Origin of the sequence: Streptosporangium sp. NPDC049376, from assembly GCF_044466505.1 — a bacterium.
GTDB lineage: Bacteria > Actinomycetota > Actinomycetes > Streptosporangiales > Streptosporangiaceae > Streptosporangium.
The window spans coordinates 657586-681530 of the sequence record NZ_JBITMT010000002.1 but is presented as its reverse complement, the minus strand read 5'-3'; the positions used below and the strand labels follow the sequence as shown (position 1 = coordinate 681530).

General features: G+C 70.0%; 22 protein-coding genes. 14 read left to right on the top strand and 8 right to left on the bottom strand.

Annotated elements, in window-relative coordinates:
- Window position 1: 1 nt before the first annotated feature.
- Window positions 2-529 (bottom strand): PadR family transcriptional regulator, encoded by a 528-nt coding sequence (locus ACIBVQ_RS08520; RefSeq protein WP_386193689.1) that lies wholly within the window; start codon window positions 527-529, stop codon window positions 2-4.
- Between the two features lie 55 nt (window positions 530-584).
- Here ACIBVQ_RS08520 and ACIBVQ_RS08515 point away from each other — a divergent pair, with 55 nt between their 5' ends.
- From ACIBVQ_RS08515 to ACIBVQ_RS08505, 3 genes are all read left to right on the top strand, one after another.
- On the top strand, window positions 585-2045 hold the full coding sequence (locus ACIBVQ_RS08515; protein WP_386193686.1) for an MDR family MFS transporter: 1461 nt from the start codon (window positions 585-587) through the stop codon (window positions 2043-2045).
- 41 nt (window positions 2046-2086) lie between these two features.
- Entirely contained in the window at window positions 2087-3064 is a 978-nt protein-coding gene (locus ACIBVQ_RS08510) for a malate dehydrogenase (protein WP_352010060.1), read from the top strand.
- A gap of 240 nt (window positions 3065-3304) precedes the next feature.
- Window positions 3305-4063: a hypothetical protein gene (locus ACIBVQ_RS08505; RefSeq protein WP_362915991.1), complete on the top strand. Its 759-nt coding sequence runs from the start codon at window positions 3305-3307 to the stop codon at window positions 4061-4063.
- Between the two features lie 225 nt (window positions 4064-4288).
- On the opposite strand, the gene galE is transcribed toward ACIBVQ_RS08505, so the two are convergent.
- Window positions 4289-5251, bottom strand: a complete 963-nt coding sequence (gene galE / locus ACIBVQ_RS08500; RefSeq protein ID WP_362910348.1) for a UDP-glucose 4-epimerase GalE — start codon at window positions 5249-5251, stop codon at window positions 4289-4291.
- A 122-nt stretch (window positions 5252-5373) separates the two neighbouring features.
- On the opposite strand from galE, the gene ACIBVQ_RS08495 reads away from it, so the two are divergent.
- The 3 genes from ACIBVQ_RS08495 (at window position 5374) to ACIBVQ_RS08485 (ending at window position 8726) form a co-directional block, all read left to right on the top strand.
- Entirely contained in the window at window positions 5374-6687 is a 1314-nt protein-coding gene (locus ACIBVQ_RS08495; RefSeq protein ID WP_352010057.1) for a hemolysin family protein, read from the top strand.
- 14 nt (window positions 6688-6701) lie between these two features.
- The gene (gene trpS, locus ACIBVQ_RS08490) at window positions 6702-7706 is read left to right on the top strand and encodes a tryptophan--tRNA ligase (protein ID WP_352010056.1); all 1005 of its coding nucleotides are present in this window, start codon (window positions 6702-6704) and stop codon (window positions 7704-7706) included.
- Between the two features lie 75 nt (window positions 7707-7781).
- Window positions 7782-8726: a YihY/virulence factor BrkB family protein gene (locus tag ACIBVQ_RS08485; protein WP_399176451.1), complete on the top strand. Its 945-nt coding sequence runs from the start codon at window positions 7782-7784 to the stop codon at window positions 8724-8726.
- Between the two features lie 4 nt (window positions 8727-8730).
- Here the strand turns inward: ACIBVQ_RS08485 and ACIBVQ_RS08480 are convergent, their stop codons facing one another.
- From ACIBVQ_RS08480 to ACIBVQ_RS08465, 4 genes are all read right to left on the bottom strand, one after another.
- Window positions 8731-9273 carry a hypothetical protein gene (locus tag ACIBVQ_RS08480; protein WP_352010054.1) on the bottom strand — a complete coding sequence of 181 codons (543 nt, stop codon included), beginning with the start codon at window positions 9271-9273 and terminating at the stop codon, window positions 8731-8733.
- A gap of 12 nt (window positions 9274-9285) precedes the next feature.
- The gene (locus ACIBVQ_RS08475) at window positions 9286-9927 is read right to left on the bottom strand and encodes a response regulator transcription factor (protein ID WP_352010053.1); all 642 of its coding nucleotides are present in this window, start codon (window positions 9925-9927) and stop codon (window positions 9286-9288) included.
- On the bottom strand, window positions 9918-11162 hold the full coding sequence (locus ACIBVQ_RS08470; protein ID WP_352010052.1) for a sensor histidine kinase: 1245 nt from the start codon (window positions 11160-11162) through the stop codon (window positions 9918-9920). Before ACIBVQ_RS08470 ends, ACIBVQ_RS08475 begins: the two co-directional genes overlap by 10 nt.
- 87 nt (window positions 11163-11249) lie before the next feature.
- On the bottom strand, window positions 11250-12386 hold the full coding sequence (locus tag ACIBVQ_RS08465) for a D-alanyl-D-alanine carboxypeptidase family protein (protein ID WP_386193677.1): 1137 nt from the start codon (window positions 12384-12386) through the stop codon (window positions 11250-11252).
- 100 nt (window positions 12387-12486) lie between these two features.
- Between ACIBVQ_RS08465 and ACIBVQ_RS08460 the strand changes: the two genes are divergently transcribed.
- A complete protein-coding gene (locus tag ACIBVQ_RS08460; RefSeq protein ID WP_362910341.1) occupies window positions 12487-12684 on the top strand; it encodes an SCO4848 family membrane protein in 198 nt (65 codons plus the stop codon).
- On the opposite strand, the gene ACIBVQ_RS08455 is transcribed toward ACIBVQ_RS08460, so the two are convergent.
- On the bottom strand, window positions 12658-13998 hold the full coding sequence (locus ACIBVQ_RS08455; RefSeq protein WP_362772810.1) for a peptide ligase PGM1-related protein: 1341 nt from the start codon (window positions 13996-13998) through the stop codon (window positions 12658-12660). The genes ACIBVQ_RS08460 and ACIBVQ_RS08455 overlap by 27 nt on opposite strands.
- An 883-nt stretch (window positions 13999-14881) precedes the next feature.
- Here ACIBVQ_RS08455 and ACIBVQ_RS08450 point away from each other — a divergent pair.
- From ACIBVQ_RS08450 to ACIBVQ_RS08420, 7 genes are all read left to right on the top strand, one after another.
- Window positions 14882-16117: an amidohydrolase gene (locus tag ACIBVQ_RS08450; RefSeq protein ID WP_352010048.1), complete on the top strand. Its 1236-nt coding sequence runs from the start codon at window positions 14882-14884 to the stop codon at window positions 16115-16117.
- Window positions 16118-16487: 370 nt separating this feature from the next.
- On the top strand, window positions 16488-17564 hold the full coding sequence (locus tag ACIBVQ_RS08445) for a BMP family protein (protein WP_399176446.1): 1077 nt from the start codon (window positions 16488-16490) through the stop codon (window positions 17562-17564).
- Between the two features lie 75 nt (window positions 17565-17639).
- Window positions 17640-19190 carry an ABC transporter ATP-binding protein gene (locus ACIBVQ_RS08440; RefSeq protein WP_399176444.1) on the top strand — a complete coding sequence of 517 codons (1551 nt, stop codon included), beginning with the start codon at window positions 17640-17642 and terminating at the stop codon, window positions 19188-19190.
- Complete coding sequence (locus ACIBVQ_RS08435) at window positions 19187-20359, top strand: ABC transporter permease (RefSeq protein WP_362772802.1); 1173 nt, start codon at window positions 19187-19189, stop codon at window positions 20357-20359. Before ACIBVQ_RS08440 ends, ACIBVQ_RS08435 begins: the two co-directional genes overlap by 4 nt.
- Window positions 20356-21633: an ABC transporter permease gene (locus ACIBVQ_RS08430; RefSeq protein ID WP_386193667.1), complete on the top strand. Its 1278-nt coding sequence runs from the start codon at window positions 20356-20358 to the stop codon at window positions 21631-21633. The genes ACIBVQ_RS08435 and ACIBVQ_RS08430 overlap by 4 nt, the downstream gene beginning before the upstream one ends.
- Window positions 21630-22034 (top strand): cytidine deaminase, encoded by a 405-nt coding sequence (locus ACIBVQ_RS08425; protein WP_352010043.1) that lies wholly within the window; start codon window positions 21630-21632, stop codon window positions 22032-22034. Before ACIBVQ_RS08430 ends, ACIBVQ_RS08425 begins: the two co-directional genes overlap by 4 nt.
- Window positions 22035-22037: 3 nt before the next feature.
- Window positions 22038-23312 (top strand): thymidine phosphorylase, encoded by a 1275-nt coding sequence (locus ACIBVQ_RS08420; RefSeq protein WP_352010042.1) that lies wholly within the window; start codon window positions 22038-22040, stop codon window positions 23310-23312.
- 9 nt (window positions 23313-23321) lie between these two features.
- Here ACIBVQ_RS08420 and ACIBVQ_RS08415 read toward each other — a convergent pair whose 3' ends face one another.
- The gene (locus tag ACIBVQ_RS08415; protein WP_352010041.1) at window positions 23322-23876 is read right to left on the bottom strand and encodes a TetR-like C-terminal domain-containing protein; all 555 of its coding nucleotides are present in this window, start codon (window positions 23874-23876) and stop codon (window positions 23322-23324) included.
- Window positions 23877-23945: the final 69 nt, after the last annotated feature.

The window sequence follows — 23945 nt, the reverse complement described above, 5'->3', positions numbered from 1 at the left end:
GTCAGTCCTGCCCGGCCGACTTCTCGATCTCGGCCGCGGTCTCCTCGGCCCAGTCGTGCAGCAGACGGGTCTGCCGGATGCCCAGATCAAGGGCGTACCGTCCGAAACCGGGCTTACGCCAGACGGAGGCCTTGGCGCGGATGGCCTCAAGCTCGGCCATTTTGGCGGCCAGCACCTCGGCCTGCCCGCGCAGCAGCGCGACGGCCTCGTGCGGTTCGATCGTGGGCAGCAGGAAGGCGCGCAGCGCCGTCTCACTGCGGTGCATGCGTGAGGGCTGTTCGTCCAGCATCCACGCGCGCAGCTCCGCCGAGCCCTCCTTGGTGATCGCGTAGCTCTTCCTGCCGCGCGGTCCGGCCTCCTCGACCGTGACCAGTCCCTCGGCGGCCATCTTGTTCAGCTCGGGATAGATCTGGCTGTGCCGGGCCTGCCAGGCGTTGCTGATCGAACTCTCGAAGAGCTTGGTCAGGTCGTAGCCGCTTGAGGGTCCCGCGGCGGTCAACAGGCCCAGGAGCGCGATCCGGAGAGACATGTCCTCATCATAGCTACGCATTGACATGTCAGGATTGACACGTCACCATCAACATGTGTCTACCGACGTATTGAATCCTCCCGTGGAGACCCGGCCCGCGAAGAACGGGCTGTTGCTGCTCGCCGTACTCGGCGGCATGTTCCTGGCCATGCTCGACCAGACGATCGTGGGAACGGCGCTACCCCGGATCGTCCAGGAACTCGGCGGCGCAGGCCTGTACACCTGGGTCGTGACCGCCTACCTGCTGACCTCGACGATCACCGTCCCCCTGTACGGCAGGCTGTCGGACACCTACGGCCGCAAGCCCCTGCTGCTGACCGGGGTCACGCTCTTCCTGGTCGGTTCCGCGCTGTGCGGCGCGGCGCAGGACATGGGCCAGCTCATCGCCTTCCGCGCTCTGCAGGGACTGGGGGCCGGGGCGCTGCTGCCGCTGTCCCTCGCACTGGTCGCCGACCTGTTCCCGCCCGGCAGGAGCGGCCGGGTGCAGGGCGCCCTGGGCGGGGTGATGGCGTTGAGCTACATCGCCGGGCCCTTCCTCGGCGGACTGTTCACCGACCAGGCGAGCTGGCGCTGGGCCTTCCTGGTCAACCTGCCCATCGGCGTCGCCCTCATCGCGATCATCGTCGCCAGGCTGCCGCACACCGCCGGGCAGGGACGGGGCACCCGTCCCGACTACCTCGGCATCGCCGTCTTCAGCGTGGCGATCAGCGTGCTGCTCATCGGCCTGACCGAGAAGGGGATCGACGGGCACACCTGGACCAGCGCTCCCGTGCTGTGGCCCGTCCTGGGCTCCGTCGCGCTGCTGGCGCTGTTCGTCCTCGTCGAGAGCCGGGCCCAGGCGCCGATCATCCCGCTCGAACTGTTCCGCGTCCGCACCTACGCCCTGGCCAACATCGCCTCCTTCTTCACCGCGTTCTGCCTGTACGCCGGGGTGGTCTTCCTGCCGCGCTACTTCCAGGAGTCCGTCGGCCTGAGCGCGACCGAGTCAGGCCTGCGCATCTACCCGCTCATGCTCGGGATGGTCGTGGGCAGCGCGGGCACCGGCCTGCTCATCACCAGGAGCATGCGTTACCGGCCGTGGCTGATCTGCGGGGCGTTCCTCATCGCGGCCGGGGCCCTGCTGTGCTCCGGGATCACCGCCGGGACCTCGGGTGTCCTGCTCGCCGGATGGATGGCGCTGCTCGGCCTCGGCATGGGGCCGATGCTGTCCGGCCTGACCGTCGCGGTGCAGTTCGCGGTGCCGCCCAGGTTCATCGGCACCGCGAGCGCCAACCTGACCTTCTTCCGGCAGATCGGCGGCTCGGTCGCCCTGGCCCTGGCCGGAACGCTCTACGCCTCCGTCGTCAGACAGGAGGCGCCCCTGCGCGGACTGAGCGCGGCGCACGCGGCGGCGACCGCGAACGTCGTCCCCTGGCTCGCCGTCAGCGGGGCCGTCGTGGCGCTGATCGCCCTGATCGCGCTGCCCTCCGGACGGATCAAGGTACTCGCCGCGAGGTCGGCGACCGTCGACGGGTAACATCCGAACGTCGCAATTCATCCTACGAGTGGGGGAAGGTCATGGCCCAGACTCCCGTAAAGGTCACCGTCACCGGCGCCGCCGGTCAGATCGGCTACGCGCTGCTGTTCCGCATCGCGTCGGGCCAGTTGCTGGGCGCCGACGTCCCGGTCAAGCTGAGCCTGCTGGAGATCCCGCAGGCGGTCAAGGCCGCCGAGGGCACCGCGATGGAGCTCGACGACTGCGCCTTCCCGCTGCTGAGCGGCATCGAGGTCACCGACGACGCCAACAAGGCCTTCGACGGCGCCAGCGTCGCCCTGCTGGTCGGAGCCCGTCCCCGTACGGCGGGCATGGAGCGCGGCGACCTGCTGCAGGCCAACGGCGGCATCTTCGGCCCGCAGGGCAAGGCCATCAACGACAACGCGGCCGACGACATCCGTGTCCTGGTCGTGGGCAACCCGGCCAACACCAACGCCCTCATCGCCCAGCAGCACGCCCCCGACGTTCCGGCCGAGCGCTTCACCGCGATGACCCGCCTCGACCACAACCGCGCGCTGTCCCAGCTCGCCGCCAAGCTCCAGGTCCCGGTCACCGAGATCAAGAAGATGACCATCTGGGGCAACCACTCCGCCACGCAGTACCCCGACCTCTACCACGCCGAGGTCGGTGGCAAGATCGCCGCCGAGCAGGTGGACGAGGCCTGGCTGCGCGACACCTTCATCCCGACCGTCGCCAAGCGCGGCGCCGCGATCATCGAGGCCCGGGGCGCCTCCTCGGCGGCCTCCGCCGCCAACGCCGCGATCGACCACGTCTACGACTGGGTCAACGGCTCCGAGTGGACCTCCGCCGCCATCCCCTCCGACGGCTCCTACGGCGTGCCCGAGGGCCTCATCTCCTCCTTCCCCGTCATCTCCCGTGACGGCAGGTGGGAGATCGTCCAGGGTCTGGAGATCGACGCCTTCTCCCGCGAGCGCATCGACGCCTCGGTGCGCGAGCTTGAGGAGGAGCGCGCCGCCGTACGCGAGCTCGGTCTCATCTGATCCGAGCGGTCGCGTTCCGCACGCGAGAGGGGGTCCCGGTCCGCCGGGGCCCCCTCTCGCGTCTCCCCGGGTGAACCGGTTCAGGTCTCCAGAGCGTCGGCGGACGGCGTGTCAGCATGCCCCGGGAGGGTGTCTCGCGTTGAATGACCACTGACGTTCGGGGGATCGGTGTTCACAGCGTATGGTGCGGGGCGTTTTGTCGCCGCAGTTGCAGGTTTTGCCCTTTTCACGGCTTTCGTAATGCCGGGGGCGGCTCAGGCGGAGAACAGGGGAGAAAGACCCGGTGGAGCGGACCTTTCGGTACGGATCCACGCCCTACCGGGAGTGGCGCAACCAGGGCAACCACTGTCCTACCGGGTGGAGGTGCACAACGCGGGCCCGGAGGACGCGGTGCTTCCCCTCCTCGTCGTACGGCTACCGCACGGCGTGGACGTCCTCAGCGTCAACGTCGCCGAATGCGTGCCGGGCAGGACGACCAACGAGGTGATCTGCCCCTCCCAGCAGGACGTCCTGGCCGGGACCGACGGCGGGGTGACCATCAGCGGCATCGTCAGGACCGGCGCGCACGGCCCGCTGACCGCCACCGCCGCCCTCACCTCCGAGGTGGTCGACGCCGACGAGACGAACAACTCGGCCCGGCTCACCACCCAGGTCGACGAGGGCGCCGACCTGGCCGTACGGCTGGCGCGCAAGACCCGGCAGGGCCGCCTGGTGACGATGGACGCCGTGGTCCACAACCGGGGTCCCAGAACCGTCAGGGACGCCTCCGTCTTCCTGCGCACCGTCAAGGCGCGCTTCCTGTCGGCCGAGGGGGCGCGCTGCCACGCGTACGCGGGCTACGTCGGCTGCGCGCTGGGCGCGGTCGGCTCGGGCAGCCGGATCAACCTCAGACTCGCCTTCCGCGCCAGAAGAACGGCCCCCAAGGCCAGGGCGACGGTCTACTCCTCCCACGTGGGAGACCGCCGCCCGGCGAACAACATGGCGCGCATCAGGTTGTGATCCTTTGCGACGCCTGGCGGCGTCGCGGGGCTTGGGCGCCCTGAGTCGGTGCTTTCCCTCGTCGTTCGTCCGCTTCGCTTCCTCACTCCTCAGTCCAAGCACCGACGCGCCCAAGCCGACACCCCTCACACACGGCACCGGTAAGGCCAAGATCAAACCCCTCACACCCGGTGCCGGTAGGGCCAAGCCGAACCCTCACGCGCGGTGCCGGGGGAGGAGTTGTGGTCAGGGGGTCTGTAGGGCGGTCCAGGCGTCGGTGACTATTTCCTTGAGGGTCGGGTGCTCGGGCTTCCAGCCGAGGTCGCGTTGGATCTTCTCGGAGGAGGCGACGAGTACGGCCGGGTCGCCTGGCCTGCGGTCGAGTTCGACGGCGGGGATCGGGTGGCCGGTGACCTCGCGGCAGACCGACAGCACCTCGCGGACGGAGAAGCCGGTGCCGCTGCCCAGGTTGTAGATCCTGTGCTCGCCGGGGGAGCAGGCGTTCAGCGCCAGCAGGTGCGCCCTGGCCAGGTCGGCGACGTGGACGTAGTCGCGCACGCATGTCCCGTCGGGCGTGGGGTAGTCCGTGCCGAACAGGCTGACCGTCTCGCGCCCGCCGAGCGCGACGGCGAGGACGTTAGGGATCAGGTGGGTCTCCACGGTGTGCCGTTCGCGGTAGGTTCGCCCGTCCGGCGCGGTGTAGGCGCCGCCCACGTTGAAGTAGCGCAGGCTCACCGCGGCCAGGCCGTACAGGCCGGCGAAGGCGGTCAGGGCCGTGTCGACCGCGAGCTTGGAGGCGCCGTAGGGGTTGGCCGGCCGGGTCGGGTCGGTCTCCAGGATGGGGGAGCGCTCCGGCTCGCCGTACGTCGCGGCGGTGGAGGAGAAGACGATCCGGCCGACTCCGGCGGCCCGCATGGCGTCGAGCAGGGCGAGGGTGCCGCCGAGGTTGTGCCCCCAGTACAGGCCGGGCTTGTCGACGGACTCGCCGACCAGGGACCTGGCCGCGAAGTGCAGGACACCGTCCACGCCGGTCAGCACGCCGGAGGCGTCGGTGATCGACCCCTGGACGAACCGCGCGCCGGAGGGGACCGCGTCGGCGTGACCGGTGGAGAGGTCGTCGAGCACGACGACCTCGTGGCCCGCCTCGACGAGCTGCGCCGCCACGACGCTCCCGATATATCCGGCACCACCGGTGACCAGCAGCTTCACAAGACCTCCTGTTTGATGATGTGGGTATGTGTTTATTTTTGTGAGGACGGTGCCAGCATATGCTTGCACCTCAAATATCGGCCACAGTCGGAACGGGCGGCGGCCATGACGGAGACAATCTCGTGAACAACGTCCTGGCGAACGCGGCCCTGGTCCTGGTCTTCATCCTGGTCGGGGGTTTCTTCGCGGCGGCGGAGATGGCGATGGTCTCCCTCAGGGAGAGCCAGGTGCGCAGGCTGGAGACCCGGGGGCGCAGGGGCGCCAGGGCCGCCAGACTCGCCCACGACCCGAACCGTTTCCTGTCCGCGGTCCAGATCGGCGTGACCGTGGCGACCATGCTCTCGGCGGCCTTCGGCGCCGACACCCTCGCCAGGGAGTTCCAGCCGGTCGTGGCCGGCTGGGGGGTGCCCACGGCGGTCGCGGCCCCGCTGGCCCTGGTGCTGGTGACGCTGGCGATCTCCTACTTCTCGCTGGTGCTCGGCGAACTGGTGCCCAAGCGGATCGCCAGACAGCGGGCCGAGGGCATCTCGCTGCTGGTCGCGCCCTTCCTCGACCGGGTCGCCGCGCTGTCGCGCCCGGTCATCTGGGCGCTGTCCACCTCGACCGACGTCGTGGTCAGGACGCTGGGCGGCGACCCGGAGGCCGACCGCGAGGAGATCACGACCGAGGAACTGCGCGACATGGTCGTCGGCCACCACGAGCTGACCCAGGACGAGCGCGACCTGATCGCGGAGGTCTTCGCCGCGGCCAAGCGCCAGCTCCGCGAGGTGATGCTGCCGCGCACCGAGGTCGAGTTCATGGCGGTCGACACCCCGCTGGCCGAGGCCGCGGTGCTGGCCGCGGCGATGCCGCACTCCCGCTTCCCCGTCTACCGCGACTCCTACGACGACGTCGTGGGGTTCGTGCACATCAGGGACCTGCTCGACCCGGTGCTGACCGGGTCCATCGAGCCGATCAGCGAACTGGTGCCGATCCGCCCGGTCAAGCTCGTCCCCACCAGCAAACGTGTCCTGACCACGCTGTCGGAGATGCGCGGGGAGGGGCACCACCTGGCGATCGTGATCGACGAGTACGGCGGGACGGCGGGCATCGTCACGCTTGAGGACCTGGTCGAGGAACTGGTCGGCGACATCCGTGACGAGCACGACGTCCAGCACAAGCGGGTGGCGCTGCCCGCGGGGGAGGTCGAGCTGGACGGCCTGGCCAACCTCGACATGGTCGAGGCGGAGACCGGCATCAGGCTCCCCGACGGGCCGTACGAGACACTCGCCGGGTTCGTCATGGCCGCCCTGGGACACCTGCCCTCGACGGGAGAACGGGTCGAGATCCCCGGGTTCGAGCTGTCGGTCACCGGAATGGACGGCCGCAGAGCGTCAAGAATCCGGATAAAGCGTCGAGCGCCCGCGTCCGGCGCACCGAACACTCCCGACAGCTGACACAATTACCAGCTATGGCCAGTCCCCGTGTCCTCTCCGGAATCCAGCCCACCGCAGACTCCTTCCACCTGGGCAACTACCTCGGCGCGGTGCGTCAGTACGTCGCCATGCAGGAGGGGTTCGACGCCTTCTACTGCGTCGTCGACCTGCACGCGATCACGGTGGACTACCAGCCCGAGGACCTGCGCAGGCGCAGCAGGATCGCCGCCGCCCAGCTGTTCGCCGCGGGTCTCGACCCCGAGCGCTCGACGGTCTTCGTACAGAGCCACGTCCGTGAGCACACCGAGCTGGCCTGGGTGCTGATCTGCCTCACCGGCATGGGCGAGGCGGCCAGGATGACCCAGTTCAAGGACAAGTCCGCCCGCTACGGCGAGGGCTCGGCCAGCGTCGGCCTGTTCACCTACCCCATCCTGCAGGCGGCCGACATCCTGCTCTACCAGGCCGACCAGGTCCCGGTCGGAGCCGACCAGAAGCAGCACCTCGAACTCACCCGCGACCTGGCCCAGCGCTTCAACCACCGCTTCGGCGAGACCTTCACGTTGCCCAAGCCGCACATCGTCAAGGACGTCGAGAAGATCACCGACCTGCAGGACCCGACGGCGAAGATGTCCAAGTCGTCCTCCTCGCCCGGCGGCATCCTCGACCTGCTCGAACAGCCGGGGCCGCTGCGCAAGAAGGTCATGCGCGCCGTCACCGACACCGGTTCCGAGGTCCTGGCCGACGACGAGAACAAGCCCGGCGTCACCAACCTGCTGCGCATCCAGTCGGCCCTGACCGGCACGCCGATCCCTGAGCTTGAGGCCCGCTACGCCGGGCAGGGCTACGGCACCTTCAAGAAGGACGTCGCCGAGGCCGTGGTCGACACCTTCACCCCGATCAGGGAGCGCACCGAGAAGCTGCTCGCCGACGAGGCCGAGCTCGACCGGATGCTCGCCGTCGGCGCCGCACGGGCCCGCGCGGTCGCCGCGGAGACCATGGCCAAGGTCCGCGACCGGGTGGGGTTCCTGCCCACCGTCTGACGCCTCCCGCCCCGGGCCGTACGTCCCACGTGGAGTCATACGTACGGCCCGGCGGTATTTGGGTAGGTGACGCGCGTGACAAGCGTGCGAGAGCGGATCGTCGCGATCCGTGAGCGGGGTAGGGCGACGATCGCCTCGGAGCGGATCAGGCGTCCCTGGTTCGACCATCTGATCAGAACCGTGCAGCGCTACCAGCTCCAGTCGGGTGACCGGCTGGCCGGAGCGGTGACCTACTTCGCCTTCCTGTCGTTCTTCCCGATCATCGCGCTGGCCTTCGCGGTCTTCGGCTACTTCCTCTCCGTACGGCCGGACGCCATCGCGACGTTGCAGCAGGCCATCGACCAGTACCTCCCCGGGCTGGCCGACCAGCTGCCGATCAAGCAGATCGCCGACTCCCGCGGCAGCGCCGGGGTCATCGGCCTGTTCGGTCTGCTCTACGCGGGGCTCGGCGCGATCGACGCGCTGCGCGGCGCGCTCCGCGAGATGTCGATGACCGCCGAACCCCCGCTCAACTTCCTCCTGGCCAAGCTCAGGGACCTGGCCGCCTTCATCCTGGTCGGCGTCACGATGATCGCCTCCGTGCTGGTCGGCGGAGTCGCCACCCAGGCGGGCGGGTTCGTCGCGGAGAAGCTGGGCCTGTCCGCCTCGATCGCGGGGAGCTGGTCACTGTGGCTGCTCGGCGTGGCGGTCGGCCTGCTCGCCGACACCGTTCTCTTCGTGATCGTCCTGCGCTGGATGGGCCGGTCGCGGCAGCCGTTCGGGGTGATCGTGCGGGGCGCGCTGCTGGGCGCGGTCGGCTTCGGCATCCTGAAGCAGCTGGCCGCGCTGATCCTGTCGCGGACCCTCAACAACCCCATCTACGGGGTGTTCGCGGTGATGGTCGGCCTGCTGATCTGGATCAACCTCTCCGCCAGGGTGATCCTCTACGCGGCCGCCTGGACGGAGACCGCGAGGCTCGGCCCGCCGCCGGACCCGACCCCCATCCCCGACGCGGGCGCGCTGGGCGGGGAGCCGGCCTGAGGGCTCAGCCCGCCTCCGCCTCCGCGTCCGGGGACCGGCAGACCGTCCGCTCCGAGGTGAGCGGGCACGGTATGGTCCCCGAACGGGTCACGACCACGACCTTGACGCCCGGAGGGACGGCGAGGGTGTAGTCGGCCCGGCAGGGCGGGGAGGGCGCCCACGGCGGGCCGTAGCCGGGGCAGTCGAGGTCGACCCGCAGCGTCTTGCCCTTCTCCCACACCTCCCGCATCGTGCGGGAGACCTGGGTCGAGGTGAGCTTCTGCCGCACCGTGAGCCTGCCCGCCGTACCGGGGGTGACGCTGACGCCGACCGGGCCGGTGGCGTCCACGATGACCCAGGGGGCGGCCAGCGAGTAGACCTTCGTGCTCTCGCCGTCCGAGGTCCCCCGGCTTTCGATGAGGGAGGAGCCGAAGGATCCGGGGTAGACGAAGTCGTAGGCGCGGGGCAGCTCGATCTGGCCCCAGGTCGTGACGGCGAGCCCGAGTACGAGGGCGACGCTGAGCGCCCCGCCGACGACGATCCAGGCGGCCCTGACACCGGTTCGCATGCCTGTCCTTCCTCAGATCTTCAGAAATCGCAGTACGGCGAGCACCCGTCGGTGGTCCTTGTCCGCACCGGAGAGGTCGAGCTTGGTGAAGATGTTGTTGATGTGCTTGCCGACGGCGCTCTCGGAGACGACGAGGGCCTCGGCGATCCCGGCGTTCGAACGCCCCTCGGCGATCAGAGCGAGCACCTCGTACTCCCTGCGGGTCAGCCGGTCCAGCGGGTCGCTGCGCCCGCGCAGCAGGAGCTGGGCGACCACCTCGGGGTCGAGCGCGGTGCCGCCCTCGGCGACCCGGCGCAGCGCGTCCACGAACTCGGCGACGTCGGCGACCCGGTCCTTCAGCAGGTAGCCGACGCCGCTGGTCGCGGTGGACAGCAACTGGGTGGCGTAACGCTCCTCGACGTACTGCGACAGCACGAGGATCGGCAGCCCGGGATGCTGCCTGCGCAGCACCAGCGCCGCGCGCAGTCCCTCGTCGGTGTGCGAGGGCGGCATGCGCACGTCGGTGACGACGAGGTCGGGGGTGTGCTCGTCCACCGCGCGCAGCAGCGCGGCGGCGTCGGCGACCGCCGCGACGACCTCGATGCCGACACCGGCGAGCAGGCGGACGAGTCCCTCCCTGAGCAGCACCGAATCCTCGGCCAGGATCACTCGCATGGCAACTCCACCGTGATGGTCGTGGGCCCGCCGTCCGGGCTGTGGATGCTCAGTCTCCCGTCCACGGAGCCGACCCGCTGGGCCAGGCCGCGCAGACCGGTGCCACCGTCCTGGCGGGCACCGCCCCGGCCGTCGTCGTGGACGCTCACGTGCAACAGCCGGTCGCGGCGCAGCACCCTGACCTCCGCCCTGGAGGCCCGCGCGTGCTTGGCGATGTTGGTGAGCGCCTCGGAGACCACGAAGAAGGCCACCGCCTCGATGGTCGGGGAGACCCGTTCCTCCACCTCGACCTGCAGCTTGACCGGGACCGGGGCGCGGGCGGCGACCCCGGAGAGCGCCGCGTCGAGCCCCTGGTCGTTGAGCACCGCGGGATGCAGGCCGCGCACCAGGTCGCGCAGCTCCTTGAGCGCCTGCTTGGCCTCCTCGTGCGCCTGGACGATCACCTCGTGGGCGGGGGCGGGCAGGTCGGTGAGGGTGGTGCGGGCTATGCCCAGGTTCATCGCCAGCGACACCAGCCGCTGCTGCGCGCCGTCGTGCAGGTCCCTCTCCAGACGGCGGCGTTCGGCGTCCGCCGCGTCGACCACCTCGGCACGGCTCTCCCGCAGGCTCTCCACCCGCTGGGCCAGCAGGTCGCTCCTGCTCGGGCCGAGCAGCGCCTCGGCGGCGATCAGGTCGAGGGCCGTGATCCCGCGCGCCACCCACGGCACGGTGACGAAGAGCGCCAGCGCGATCACGACGGGCGGCATCATGTACCACTCACCGCCCGCCCGCCAGATCTGGACGGTCGTGGGGAGCGCGACCAGGCAGGCGGCCCAGCCGCAGACGACCCCGAGGAAGCCGACCAGGCCGATCAGCGGCGCCAGCAGGTGGTAGCCGAGCTGCCGCCACGTGCCGCCGTCCCTGGCCGCGCGCACCAGCAGCTTCAACGGGTTGCGGGTGCCGAAGCGGCGGTGCGTCCTGGGGATGTCCACGCCGAGGAACGCCTGGAAACGGGCCCGTTGCAGGTGGGTGAGCAGCGGTACGGCCCAGACGAGCAGCAGCAACGCCGCGATCGGGACCACCACGGTCCACACCAGCACGATCGAGGCCGCGACCAGGCCGATGACCACGCCGGAGGACAGCAGGGCGATCGGCAGTCCTGTCACCACGTGGATGGTGCGCAGCCAGGTGAGTGCCGACCAGTGGGCGCGGGCCCAGGCCCGAACCCGGTCCCAGGGGGTGAGCACCTCGTTCATGGCATCAAAGGTATGGACTGGCCGTGCTTGTGTGACATGGGCGAGGTATCCCGGAAAAAGGTGAGGGAAACTCCACCCCGGCGAGGCTCAGGAGGACCCGCTCCGGGAACGTCTGCGCAGGCCGTACACCAGCAGGACGCCGCCGCCGAGCAGACCCGCGCCGAGCCCGTAGACGGCGGGGGAGAGGCCGCCGTTCCCGGCCGGTGCGGCGTCGGCCCTCGGGGCGGTCGAGCGCGCCACCTGGGGCGTCCTCGGTACGGCCTGGCCGGTCGGCGTCGGGGCGGCCTCGGGGAGCGGGTCGACGAGCGTGCCGACCGGCGTGACCCTGCTCCTGGCGGCGAACCCCCAGTCGAGCAGGTCGGCCACCTCGTTCCAGAAGTAGCCGTCGTGCCGCATGATCGTCACGATGATCGTGTGGCCGTCACGCCTGGCCGCGCCGACGAAGCTGCCCAGGGCCTTGGACGTCCAGCCGTTCTTGACGCCGATCATGCCCTTGTAGCGCCACAGCAGCTTGTTGTGGTTGCCGATCTCGTAGTAGCCCTTGGGGGCGGGGAACCTCCCGGTCTTCGTGCTGGTGTAGCGCTGGAAGTCGCGGTTGGCCAGCCCGGCGCGGGCGATCAGCGCCAGGTCGTACGCCGAACTGCTCTGCCCGGGTTTGTCGAGGCCGCTCGGCGTCTTGGCCACGGTGTCGTAGGCCTGCAGGCGCCTGGCCTCGGCGTTCATCTCCCTGAGGGTCTTGGCGAGGCCGCCGTTGGTCTCGGCGAGCGCCATCGCGCAGTCGTTGCCCGAGACCAGCAGCAACGCCTTGAAGAGGTCGTCCACGGTGTACAGGGGTTTGGAGACCAGGCCGACGGCGCTGCCCTCCTCGTTCACCGCGCGGCTGCTCGGCTTGACCTTCATGTTCTTGTCGAGCTTGGGGATCAGGGTGAGCGCCGTCAGCGTCTTGAGCGTGCTCGCCGGGAGGTAGCGTCCGTGCGGGTCCTTGGCGGCGAGCACCTCCCCGGTCTCCGCGTCGGCGACCACGTAGGACTTCGCGGCGGTCTTCGGCGGCGCCTTCACCCCGGAGGGGGCGACGATGCCCCGGGTGCCGAGCGCGGCGCCGCCGACGGGCGCCCTGCCGGCGGAGTGCGTGGTGCCGCCGACCGGCTCGTTGTCGGCGTGTGCGGGAAGCCCGAGCAGGGCGTTCGCCGCCAGCAGCACCCCGACGGGCGCGACGTGTCTCATCCCCATAGTGATCACAGGGTAGCTTCGTACTGATTCGCATCATGTACACGACGCCCTGATCAGGGGCGCAATGGTGCGACGGAGTACTGAACGCATGCAAATGTCGCGAAAGATCGCCGGTTTCTTGGTAGCCGTCGCGGTTTTCATGATCTTCGAGTGGATAAACCTCGGTTTCAACCTCGCCGACGGCCACCCAACGGCCTTCTACGTCGTGCACGGCGTCCTGATCGGGGTCAACATCCTCCTGGGAATCGCCCTCGGGGTGATCGGGCTACGCGGGCTCGCAAAGCGCCCGTAGGGTCCTGTCATGCAGGTCGGCGGCCTCCTGCGGGGAGTCCCCGATGCTGGTGAAGCCGAGCTTGCCGTACCTGTGGATCGCGCCGAGCAGGTGCAACACGTTCCCGGTACGGCTGTCGCGGTCGAAGCCGAGCCCGCTGTCGTTGACGAATTTGACGACATCGGCGGGCGTACGGCCGAGCAGGCCGTCCGAGGCACAGTTGTCCGTGGCCACGTAGTACTTGGGGCGGTCGCCGCTCACCAGCCCTGTCTGCCCGCCGGAGGAGGCGCCGGTGGTCAGCAGCGCGGCCCCGAACGGGTGGGTGGTGCCGCCGAGACGCAGGTTGATCTCACACAGCAGCGCGCGGTACCCGGCGTCGGTCTTGATGGCGAAGAAGTCGACACCGAACAGCCCGACCACACCGCGTCCGGCGAGCGCCCTGGCGATCCGGTCCGCGCACTCCTGGACCTCGGCGCGGTAGTCGGCCGCGGCGGGGAAGACGCAGCCCTTGTAGACGTCGCCGTTCTGGCCGCCCAGGATCTGCTCGTGCGTGGCGACCACGTGGCAGGAACCGCCCGGAGTGATCATGGCCAGGGCGCTCGGGGAGCGCAGCGGGCGCTCCTCGATGAACTCCTCAAGCACCGCGCCCCGCTCGGCGATCTTCTCGGCGAAGGTCACCCATGTCTCGTCGGGGGCGGAGAAGCTCGTCGGGCTCGCGCTGAGCGGCCCGTCCCCCCTGGTCACGACGGCGTTGCCCAGCCCCGAGTAGCTGTTGTTGAGCTTGACCATCAGCCGGGCCGCGGGATTCAGCGCGCGGGCCGCGTGCTCGACCTCGCTCAGCGAGCGCAGGTCGGAGAATCCCCGTGCCACCGGCACCCCGGCCGCCTCGGCGAGCGTACGGCTCCCGCTCTTCGACCCGAAGGAGGCCAGTCTGCTCGCGGGCCCGTAGATGGGCAGGTTCAACAGCGCCGAGAGCCGCTCCTCGTGCTCGCTGACGATGAACGGCACCATCCAGGCGTCGGCCGTACGGTCGAGGGCCGTGCGGATCCTCGCCAGCAGGTCGGGGCGGCGCAACAGGGACTCGGTGAGTTGGGTCGCTCCCGTATCACCCAAATTGATCATATGTAACCGCGAACGAGCCTCAGCGGGGTCGTCAAGGAAGCTCAGGTAGTAGTCAACCGTGGCGGCGTCCACCGGCGCCGAGGAGAGGTAGACGACCTCGACACCCGGGCGCCGGAGTGTGAGCAGGAAGAACAACATGCGTTCCTCGTAGCAGTAGGCGCCCGTGATCCTGCGGAGTTCGTCCTGGGGAAGCGACAGTGAAGGGACGATCACTATGGTCCCTTCGTCCGGTTCAAAGATGCTCAATCCGGAATGCTTCTCCCCGAACGGGATGCAAGTGATCATAGGCGGAGTTAAACATGCATTCCTCCCCTTTGCATCACTCCGTCGGGTTCTATGACTGGTACCTGAGGACACGGAAATTGGCAGCCCTTCGACGTTTCAAACCCCCACAAACCTGCCACTACCCCCAGAACGGTCCCCCTCCCCACTCCTCACCCCAAACATCGCCACCCGCGACGGCTGGAAGCCTCTGATCGAGAACACCCGGGGACACCCCGGGAGGGCCCCTCGCCGATGCGACCCTCGCCCCGTGAACGCCGACAAGGTTCGCCCCCGCCCCCTCACGCACAGGGTTTGATCTTGGCTTTCTCGATGCCGGGTGTGAGGAGTGTCGGCTTGGGCGCGTCGGTGCTTGGACTGAGGAGCGAAGGAGCGAAGCGGATGAGCGACGAGGGAAAGCGCCGACTCAGGGCGCCCAAGCCCGCGACGCCGAAGGCGGCGCAAAGAGACACAGCCCGCGCCGCCGCAGGCGGCGCCAAACGTCTAGTCAATCCGGGCCATCATCCCTGGTCCAAGTGGGTCAGGAGATGTGAATGGAGAGCATGGGGCGGCAAAACATTTGGCCGAGATGACGGCGAGGTGTGTCCGAGGGGAGATAAAGTCGAAGTCATCGTCAACACGCCGGTGGACTCTGACCGGCCTGCCGCTTTCGTGCTGGCGGTCCATCGGTCCGCGCCGGAACGGCTCTGGGCACCCCCTCAGGCTTGTCGGTGCGGTGATCGTTTTGTCGACTGCCCCATGATTCACGTGATTGAGGGCAGTGGCACGGTGCGTCGGGACCCAGAGCTGGCAGGCGCGGATAGGACGGTGACCAATGCGGGGGCATAATCTGCGGGGGGAACTGGACGTGTTCCTCGCCGAGACCGGGCAGGAGCTGATCGGTTTCCGGCGTGACCTGCACATGCATCCCGAACTGGCGTTCGCCGAGTACCGGACGACCCAGCGCGTCGCCGACCGGCTGATCGCGGCCGGTCTCACGCCCTCGGTGCTGCCGCGCGGTACCGGCCTGATCTGCGAGGTCGGCAGCGGCGACGGGCCGACCGTCGCGTTGCGGGCCGACATCGACGCGCTTCCCGTGCCGGATGAGAAGGACGTTCCCTACAGTTCGACGGTTCCCGGGGTGTGCCACGCCTGTGGGCACGACGTGCACACCACGGTTCTGCTCGGCACCTCCCTCTTCCTGGCCAGGCAGGCCGAGGCGGGTCTGCTGCCCGGCAGGGTCCGGCTGATCTTCCAGCCCGCGGAGGAGCTTCCCGGCGGCGCGCTTGAGGTCATGGCGGCGGGCGGCATCAGCGGTGTGGACCGCATCTTCGGCCTGCACTGCGACCCCCGGGTCGACGTCGGCAAGGTCGGTCTGAAGACGGGGCCGATCACCTCCGCCTGCGACAAGGTCTTCATCAGGGTCAGCGGTCCCGGCGGGCACACGGCCAGGCCGCATCTGACCGCCGACCTGGTCTTCGCCCTGGCCAAGATCCTGACCGAGCTGCCCGCGGCGCTGTCGCGCAGGATCGACCCGCGTTCCTCGCTGAGCCTGGTCTGGGGCCGGGTCGAGGCGGGTTCCGTGGCCAACGCCATTCCCGACGAGGGGCTGGCCGAGGGCACCGTGCGCTGCCTGGACGAGCAGGCGTGGCACGCGGCCCCCGACATGATCAAGGCCCTGCTGGAGTCCGTCGCGGGCGCCTACGGTGTCGAGGCCCGGATGGACTACGTCAGAGGTGTGCCGCCGGTCGTCAACGACGAGGTCAGCGTGCAGATGCTGGCCGAGGCGGCGGGGGGCGTGCTGGGCGAGGGTTCGGCCGAGCCGACGCAGCAGAGCCTGGGGGGCGAGGACTTCGGCTGGTACCTGGAGTCGATCCCCGGGGCCTTCGCCAGGCTGGGCACCCGTACGCCGGGGACGCCGCATCCGGGTGACATCCACCAGGGCACCTTCGACGTCGACGAGTCCTGCATCGCGGCCGGGGTGCGTTTCCTCGCGGCCACGGCGCTGACCGCCCTGTGGGAGGGGCAGCGGCCCAGCGCGAGCGAGCACGTGGCGGGGGCCATCGCCTGAGGCGTCGTCGCCCGAAGCGCCGCCGTATGAGTGCCTTCTCCTGAAGTGACGTCGCCTGAAGCGCCGTCCCGGACGCCGGTCACCGGCGTCTGGGTGGCCGCCGGTGACCGGAGTAGGTGAAACCCGGACGGATCACCCGTGGGCCTCCGCATGGAAGACGGTGCCCTACCGTGACGCTACCGTGACGACACCCGAAGCTACCGTTCGGTAGGATCGGCCGTCCCTGTGGGTCACGAGGTGGCGTGAGCTGCATAACAGACCTGTTGCGGACTGGTGTGCTGGTTTGGTCAACCCTGGTCAACCAACTATCTTCCGTGCAGGGTTGCCGTGCGTCTCCTCGCGCGTGCACTGAACGCGAAGGGGGTCCATCTTGCTTCGGAACCGGTTCGGCAGGCTGACCGCGGCGGTGGTCGCGGGAGGCATGCTCATGGGGGCTGCCGCGTGCGGGGGAAGCGAGGAGCCGGCGACGTCGGCCAAGCCCGACGCCAGCGCGGGTGGCGCTCCGCAGGAGAAGGGACCGAAGGTCGGCCTGGCGTACGACATCGGCGGTCGCGGTGACCAGTCCTTCAACGACGCCGCGGCCGCGGGCCTCGACAAGGCCAAGACCGAGCTGAGCCTGGCCGACACCAAGGAGCTCGAAGCGGGCAGCGGCGAGACCGAGGCGGCCAAGGAGGAGCGACTCAGGCTGCTCGCCCAGGGCGGTTACAACCCCGTCATCGCCATCGGTTTCGCCTACTCGGCCTCGCTGAAGAAGGTCGCCGCCGAGTTCCCCAACGTGCAGTTCGCGATCGTCGACGACGCCGCGGCCACCGGCCCCAACATCTCCAACCTGCTCTTCGCCGAGCAGGAGGGCTCCTATCTCGTCGGTGCCGCCGCGGCGCTGAAGTCGAAGAAGGAGCACATCGGTTTCGTCGGCGGTGTCCAGGTGCCGCTGATCCAGAAGTTCCAGGCTGGTTTCTACGCCGGGGCGAAGAAGATCAAGCCTGACGTCCAGATCGACGTCAAGTACCTCACCCAGCCGCCGGACTTCACCGGCTTCAACGACCCGGCCAAGGGCAAGACCGCCGCGCAGGGCATGTTCGACGCGGGCGCCGACGTGGTCTACCACGCCGCGGGCGGTTCCGGTGGCGGCGTGTTCGAGGCGGCCAAGTCCGCCAAGGGGCTGGCCATCGGCGTCGACTCCGACCAGGCGAAGACCGCCGCGCCCGAGGTGCAGGGCGTGATCATGACCTCCATGATCAAGAAGGTCGACGTCGCCGTCTTCGACTTCCTCAAGGGCTTCACCTCCAACTCGCTGAAGCCGGGCACCACGGTCTACGACCTCAAGGCGGGCGGTGTCGACTACTCGACCACCGGCGGCCAGGTCGACGACATCAAGGCCCAGCTCGACGAGCTCAAGCAGAAGATCGTCTCCGGCGAGATCGTCGTCCCCGACAAGACCTCCTGATCCACGACCTCGAAGGGCCCGGCGGATTCCTCCCCGGGCCCTTTGGGTAACGTCCAGCGTTGCGCTTTCACCACCGTGGCCATCCGTACGGAGGGGGCCGTCATCAGCACCTCGACACCGGCCGTCGAGCTTGAGGGGATCACCAAACGGTTCCCCGGCGTCGTGGCCAACCGCGACATCTCCCTGTCCGTCCAGCAAGGCCACGTGCACGCCGTCGTCGGCGAGAACGGCGCGGGCAAGTCCACCCTCATGAAGATCCTGTACGGCATGCAGCGTCCGGACGAGGGTGAGATCCGGGTCAACGGCACGGGCGTGACCTTCAAATCTCCCTCCGACGCCATCGCCGTGGGCATCGGCATGGTCCACCAGCACTTCATGCTCGCCGACAACCTGACCGTTCTGGAGAACGTGATCCTCGGCAGCGAGCCCCGTGTCGGCGGGATCGCCATCGACTTCGGCGCCGCGCGCCGCAGGATCAGGCAGATCTCCGACTCCTACGGCCTGGGCGTCGATCCGGACGCCATGATCGAGGACCTGGGCGTCGGCGCGCGGCAGCGCGTGGAGATCCTCAAGGTCCTCTACCGGGGAGCCCGCATCCTCATCCTCGACGAGCCGACCGCGGTGCTCGTGCCGCAGGAGGTGGACGAGCTCTTCGAGAACCTGCGCGACCTGGTCCGTGAGGGCCTGACGATCATCTTCATCTCCCACAAGCTGGACGAGGTGCTCTCGGTCGCCGACGCCGTCACCGTCATCAGGCGCGGCACGACCGTCGCCGAGGTGAACCCCGGGGACGTCACCGCCAGGCAGCTGGCCGAGCTGATGGTCGGCAGCGAGCTGCCCAGCCCGGAGACGCGCGAGTCGACCGTCACCGACGAGGTCGCGCTCTCGGTGCGGGACCTGACGGTCCGCGCGCCCGACGGCAGGGTCCTCATCGAGGGGATCGGCTTCGACATCCACAAGGGCGAGGTGCTCGGCATCGCGGGCGTCGAGGGCAACGGCCAGGCGGAGCTGGTCGAGGCCGTCATGGGGATGCGCCAGGCGGAGGGGGAGATCCTCCTCGGTGGCCAGGACATCTCCGCCTGGACGACGCTGCGCCGCCGTGAGGCGGGCATCGGCTACATCCCCGAGGACCGGCACCGGCACGGCCTGCTGCTTGAGGCGCCGCTCTGGGAGAACAGGATCCTCGGCCACCAGACACGGCGGCCGAACGCCAGGGGACCCTGGATCGACCGCGCGGGCGCCCGCGCGGACACCCGGCGCATCGTCGAGCAGTACGACGTCCGTACGCCGGGGATCGACGTGGAGGCCGCGTCCCTCTCCGGAGGCAACCAGCAGAAGCTGATCGTCGGCAGGGAGATGAGCGGGGAGCCGGTCTTCCTGATCGCCTCCCACCCGACCCGGGGGGTGGACGTCGGGGCGCAGGCCGCGATCTGGGACCACCTGCGGGCCGCCCGCGCGGCCGGGCTGGCCGTACTGCTGATCTCGGCGGACCTGGACGAGCTGATCGGCCTGTCCGACACGCTGAAGGTGATCCTGCGCGGGCGGCTGGTCGCCGACGTCGATCCGGCGACGGTCACGCCCGAGCTGCTGGGATCGGCCATGACGGGCGCGGGGGAGGCGGCATGAGCGACGGTACGGCCGGCGGCCGGGAGGCGGGGTCCACCTTCGCCGACAGGCTGATGGGCCGGGTCAAACTGGGTGGTCTGCTCTCCCTGGCCGCGCCGGTCCTGGCCATCGTGTTCGCGGGCCTGATCACCTCGGTCATCCTGCTGGTCACCGGAGCCCCGCCGATCGAGACGATGGGCACGATGGTCGACTACGGCCTGCAGCCCAGGCCGCTGACGCTGGCGTTGAACCTCGCCTCCGGCTACTACCTGTCCGCGCTGGCCGTGGCGATCGGGTTCAGGATGAACCTGTTCAACATCGGCGTCGACGGACAGTACCGGCTGGCGGCGCTCATCGCGGCGGCCGTCGGCGGCGCGATCACCCTGCCCGCCCCGCTGCACGTCGCCGCGATCCTGCTGGTGGCCGTGCTGGTCGGCGCGGGCTGGGCGTCGATCGCCGCGGTGCTCAAGGTCAGGCGCGGCGTCAGCGAGGTCATCTCCACGATCATGCTGAACGCCATCGCGACCGCCCTGGGCTCCTGGCTGCTCAACAAGGACCGGCTCGCGGTCGAGGTCGCGGGCAGCAACAACATCGGCACCCAGCCGCTCGGCCCCTCCGCCCAGGTCCCCGGCATCCCGCTCATCCCGGGGAGCCCGCTGAAGGTGGACGGCCTGATCATCCTGGCGGCCGTCATGGGCCTGCTCTACTACGTGGTGCTCAACCGGACCCGGTTCGGCTTCGACCTGCGCGCCACCGGGCGCTCGGAACCCGCGGCCGTGGCCAGCGGCGTCAACGTCAAGCGGATGATCTTCACCACGATGATCATTTCCGGCGCGGTCGCGGGCCTGGCGGGTATGCCGAACCTGCTCGGCGAGTCCTACAGCTACAGCCTGAACTTCCCGCCGGGGCTCGGGTTCACCGGCATCGCCATCGCGCTGCTCGGCCGCAACAACCCCGTGGGCATCGCCTTCGGCGCGGCGCTGTGGGCCTTCCTCGACACCTCGTCGAACATCCTGCAGATCCACGACATCTCCCCGGAGATCGTCGAGATCATGAAGGGCACGATCGTCCTGTCGGTGATCGTCGCCTACGAGCTGGTCCACCGCTACCGGATCTCGGCGGGACAGCGCAGGGTCAGCAAGGAGCTGTCCGGCGGACCCAAGGTCCAGGCCGAAGGAGCGTCGGCATGAGCGAAGGCGGTCTCACCCTGGCCAAGGCTCCCGTCGTGGAGCCGCCCAGGCCGCGCCGGTTCAGGGTCACCTGGCCGGTCCTGCTGTCCGCCTTCGGTGCTCTGGTCGTGCTGCTCTCGGCCACCAGGGCGGTCACCGGCGCCGCCGACCTCACCTCGGCGGGGGCGATCAACGCCGCCGTCGCGCTGGCGGTCCCGATCGGCCTGGCCGGTCTCGGCGGCCTGTGGTCGGAGCGGGCGGGCGTGGTCAACATCGGCCTTGAGGGCATGATGGTCATGGGCACCTGGTGCGGTGCCTGGGGGGCGCTCCACTTCGGCAACCCGTGGGCGGGTGTGCTCGCCGGGGCGATCGGCGGTGCCCTGGGCGGCCTGCTGCACGCGGTCGCGACCGTGACGTTCGGGGTCGACCACATCATCTCCGGTGTCGCGATCAACATCCTGGGCGTGGGCGTCACCGAGTTCCTCTCCAAGATCACTTTCGCGGAGATGCCGGGTGGCGGCGACTCCCAGTCGCCCCCCGTGCCCAAGCCCGGCATCGTGAGCGTGCCCGGGATCGGGGACGGCCTGGCCGCCCTTGAGTCCGGCCACTGGTTCCTGGTCTCCGACCTGGCGGGCATCGTGCGGGGCCTGCTGACGAACGTCTCGTTGTTCACGGTCCTGGCGATCGCGCTGGTCCCGCTGAGCTACTACGTGCTGTGGCGTACGGCCTTCGGCCTGCGGCTGCGTTCCTGCGGTGAGCGCCCGGTCGCGGCGGAGTCGCTGGGCGTCAACGTCTACTTCCACAAGTACGCCGCGGTGCTCGTCTCCGGCGCCCTGGCCGGTCTCGGCGGGGCCTTCCTCTCGCTGGTGGCCGCGACCGCCTACCGGGAGGGGCAGACCGGAGGCCGGGGCTTCATCGGCCTGGCCGCGATGATCTTCGGTAACTGGCGTCCCGGCGGTCTGGCCGCGGGCGCGACGCTGTTCGGCTACACCGACGCGCTCCAGCTCCGCCGGGGTGGGGAGTCGGTGCACGCGCTGCTGCTCGTGGTGGCGATCCTCGTCGCCGCCGCGGCCGTCTACCAGCTCGTCGCCCAGCGGCGCACCCGGGCCGCGGTGATCAGCGGGATCGCGGCGGTCGCGGTCTTCGTGGTGTTCGCGCTGACCAGCACCATCCCCTCGGAGTTCACCTCGGTCGCACCGCACGTCACCACGCTGCTGGTGCTCTCGCTGGCCGCCCAGCGGTTGCGCCCGCCTGCTGCCGACGGCGTGCCGTACCGCAGGGGGCAGGCGAAGTGAGCGGGGAGAACGTGGACTGGCCGTCCCTCAGGCGGGAGGCCGTACGGGTGATGGCCCACGCCTACGCGCCCTACTCGAAGTTCCCCGTCGGCGCCGCGGCCCTGGTCGACGACGGGAGGGTCGTCTCCGGTTGCAACGTGGAGAACGCCTCCTACGGCCTGGGCCTGTGCGCCGAGTGCGGCCTGGTCAGCGCCCTCCAGGCGAGCGGGGGTGGCAGGCTGGTCGCCTTCACCTGCGTGGACGGCCGTGGGGAGCTGCTCATGCCGTGCGGCAGGTGCAGGCAGCTGCTGCTGGAGTTCGGCGGCCCCGGCCTGCTCGTGGAGACCGTGGACGGTCCCAGAACGCTGGCCGAGATCCTGCCGTACGCGTTCGGGCCGGACGACCTGGACCGGGGAGACTGAGGAATGGACGCCGTCGACGTCATCGTCACCAAGCGGGACGGCCGTGAGCTGTCGACCGGGCAGATCGACTGGGTGCTCGACGCCTACACCCGGGGCGTGGTCGCCGACGAGCAGATGTCCGCGCTGGCGATGGCCATCCTGCTCAACGGCATGAACCGGCGGGAGATCGCCGACTGGACCCAGGCCATGATCCGCTCCGGCTCCAGGATGGACTGGTCGGGGCTGCCGGGCCGTACGACGGACAAGCACTCGACCGGCGGCGTCGGAGACAAGATCACGCTGCCGCTGGCGCCGCTGGTCGCCGCGTGCGGCGGCTACGTCCCGCAGCTCTCCGGGCGGGGGCTGGGGCACACCGGGGGCACGCTGGACAAGCTGGAGTCGATCCCAGGCTGGCGCGCCTCGCTGTCGGGCCGGGAGATGCTCGGGGTGCTCGGCGAGACCGGCGCGGTCGTCTGCGCGGCGGGGGAGGGGCTCGCCCCGGCGGACAGGAAGCTGTACGCGCTGCGCGACGTGACCGGCACCGTGGAGTCGATCCCGCTGATCGCCTCCTCGATCATGTCGAAGAAGATCGCGGAGGGCACCGGGGCGCTGGTGCTGGACGTGAAGGTCGGCTCGGGCGCCTTCATGAAGACCGTGGAGCGGGCCCGCGAGCTGGCCACGACCATGGTCGAGCTGGGCACGGACGCCGGGGTGCGCACCGTGGCGCTGCTCACCGCGATGGACCGGCCGCTGGGCAGGACCGTGGGCAACGCGCTTGAGGTGGCCGAGTCCGTGGAGGTGCTCGCGGGCGGTGGCCCGGCGGACGTGGTGGAGCTGACGCTGCGGCTGGCCCACGAGATGCTCCAGGCGGCGGGGATCGACGGCGACCCGGAGCGGGCGCTGCGGGACGGCTCCGCGATGGACGTCTGGCGCCGCATGATCGCCGCCCAGGGCGGCGACCCCGACGCCCCGCTGCCCAGGGCCGCGGAGACCCTTGAGGTGACCGCGCCCGAATCCGGCGTGCTGACCGGCCTCGACGCCTACGGTGTCGGCCTGGCCGCCTGGCGGCTCGGCGCGGGCAGGGAGCGCAAGGAGGACCCGGTCTCCTTCGGCGCGGGCGTCGTGCTGCACGCGGGCCTGGGTGAGACCGTACGGCGGGGGCAGCCGCTGATGACGCTGCACGCCGACGACGCCTCCCGTTTCGAGCGGGCGCTGGCCGCGCTCGACGGCGCCTACGTCATCGCCGAAGGGGGAGCCGCCGAGGCGCTGCCCCTGGTGATCGACCGGATCACAGCCTGAGCGCAGGTCTCAGCCGCCCAGCCTGAGGAGCCTGTCGACCAGGGAACGGGCGTGGTCGGGGCCGACCGGGCGGTTGAAGAACATCGCGTGGTAGTACAGGGGCGCGATGACGACCTCCATCAGTTCGAGCAGCGTGGGAGGGCGCTCCCCGCGCTCGGCGGCCCTGTCGAGCATGCCCTCAAGCTGCACCGCCCGGTCGACCAGGTAGGTCGCGCCCTCGGGGCCGCGTGAGCCGATCATGGCCGCGCGCAGGTAGAGGTTGCCCAGCGGCCCCGCGACGTCCTCGGCCACCTGGAGCGCGTAGGCCTCCAGATCGCCGCGGAGCGTGCCCGTGTCGGGCACCGGGGACCCCTGGGACAGGCGTTCGACCACCACGTCGTCCACCAGCGCGTTGAGCGTGCCCCAGCGCCGGTAGATCGTGGCCTGGTGCACGCCGGACCGTTCGGCCACCACGGCGATGCTCAGGTCGTCCCAGCGGTCCTCGCGCAGCAGGTCGAGCACCGCCTCGTGCACGGCCGTCCTGACCTTCGCGGTGCGCCCTCCCGGTCGCTGTACAGGTTGCATGAGAACAGCCTAATGCGAACTGCCTTGCTTTAGCGTCGAGCGCGCGCTACTTTGAAGCGAAATTACTCG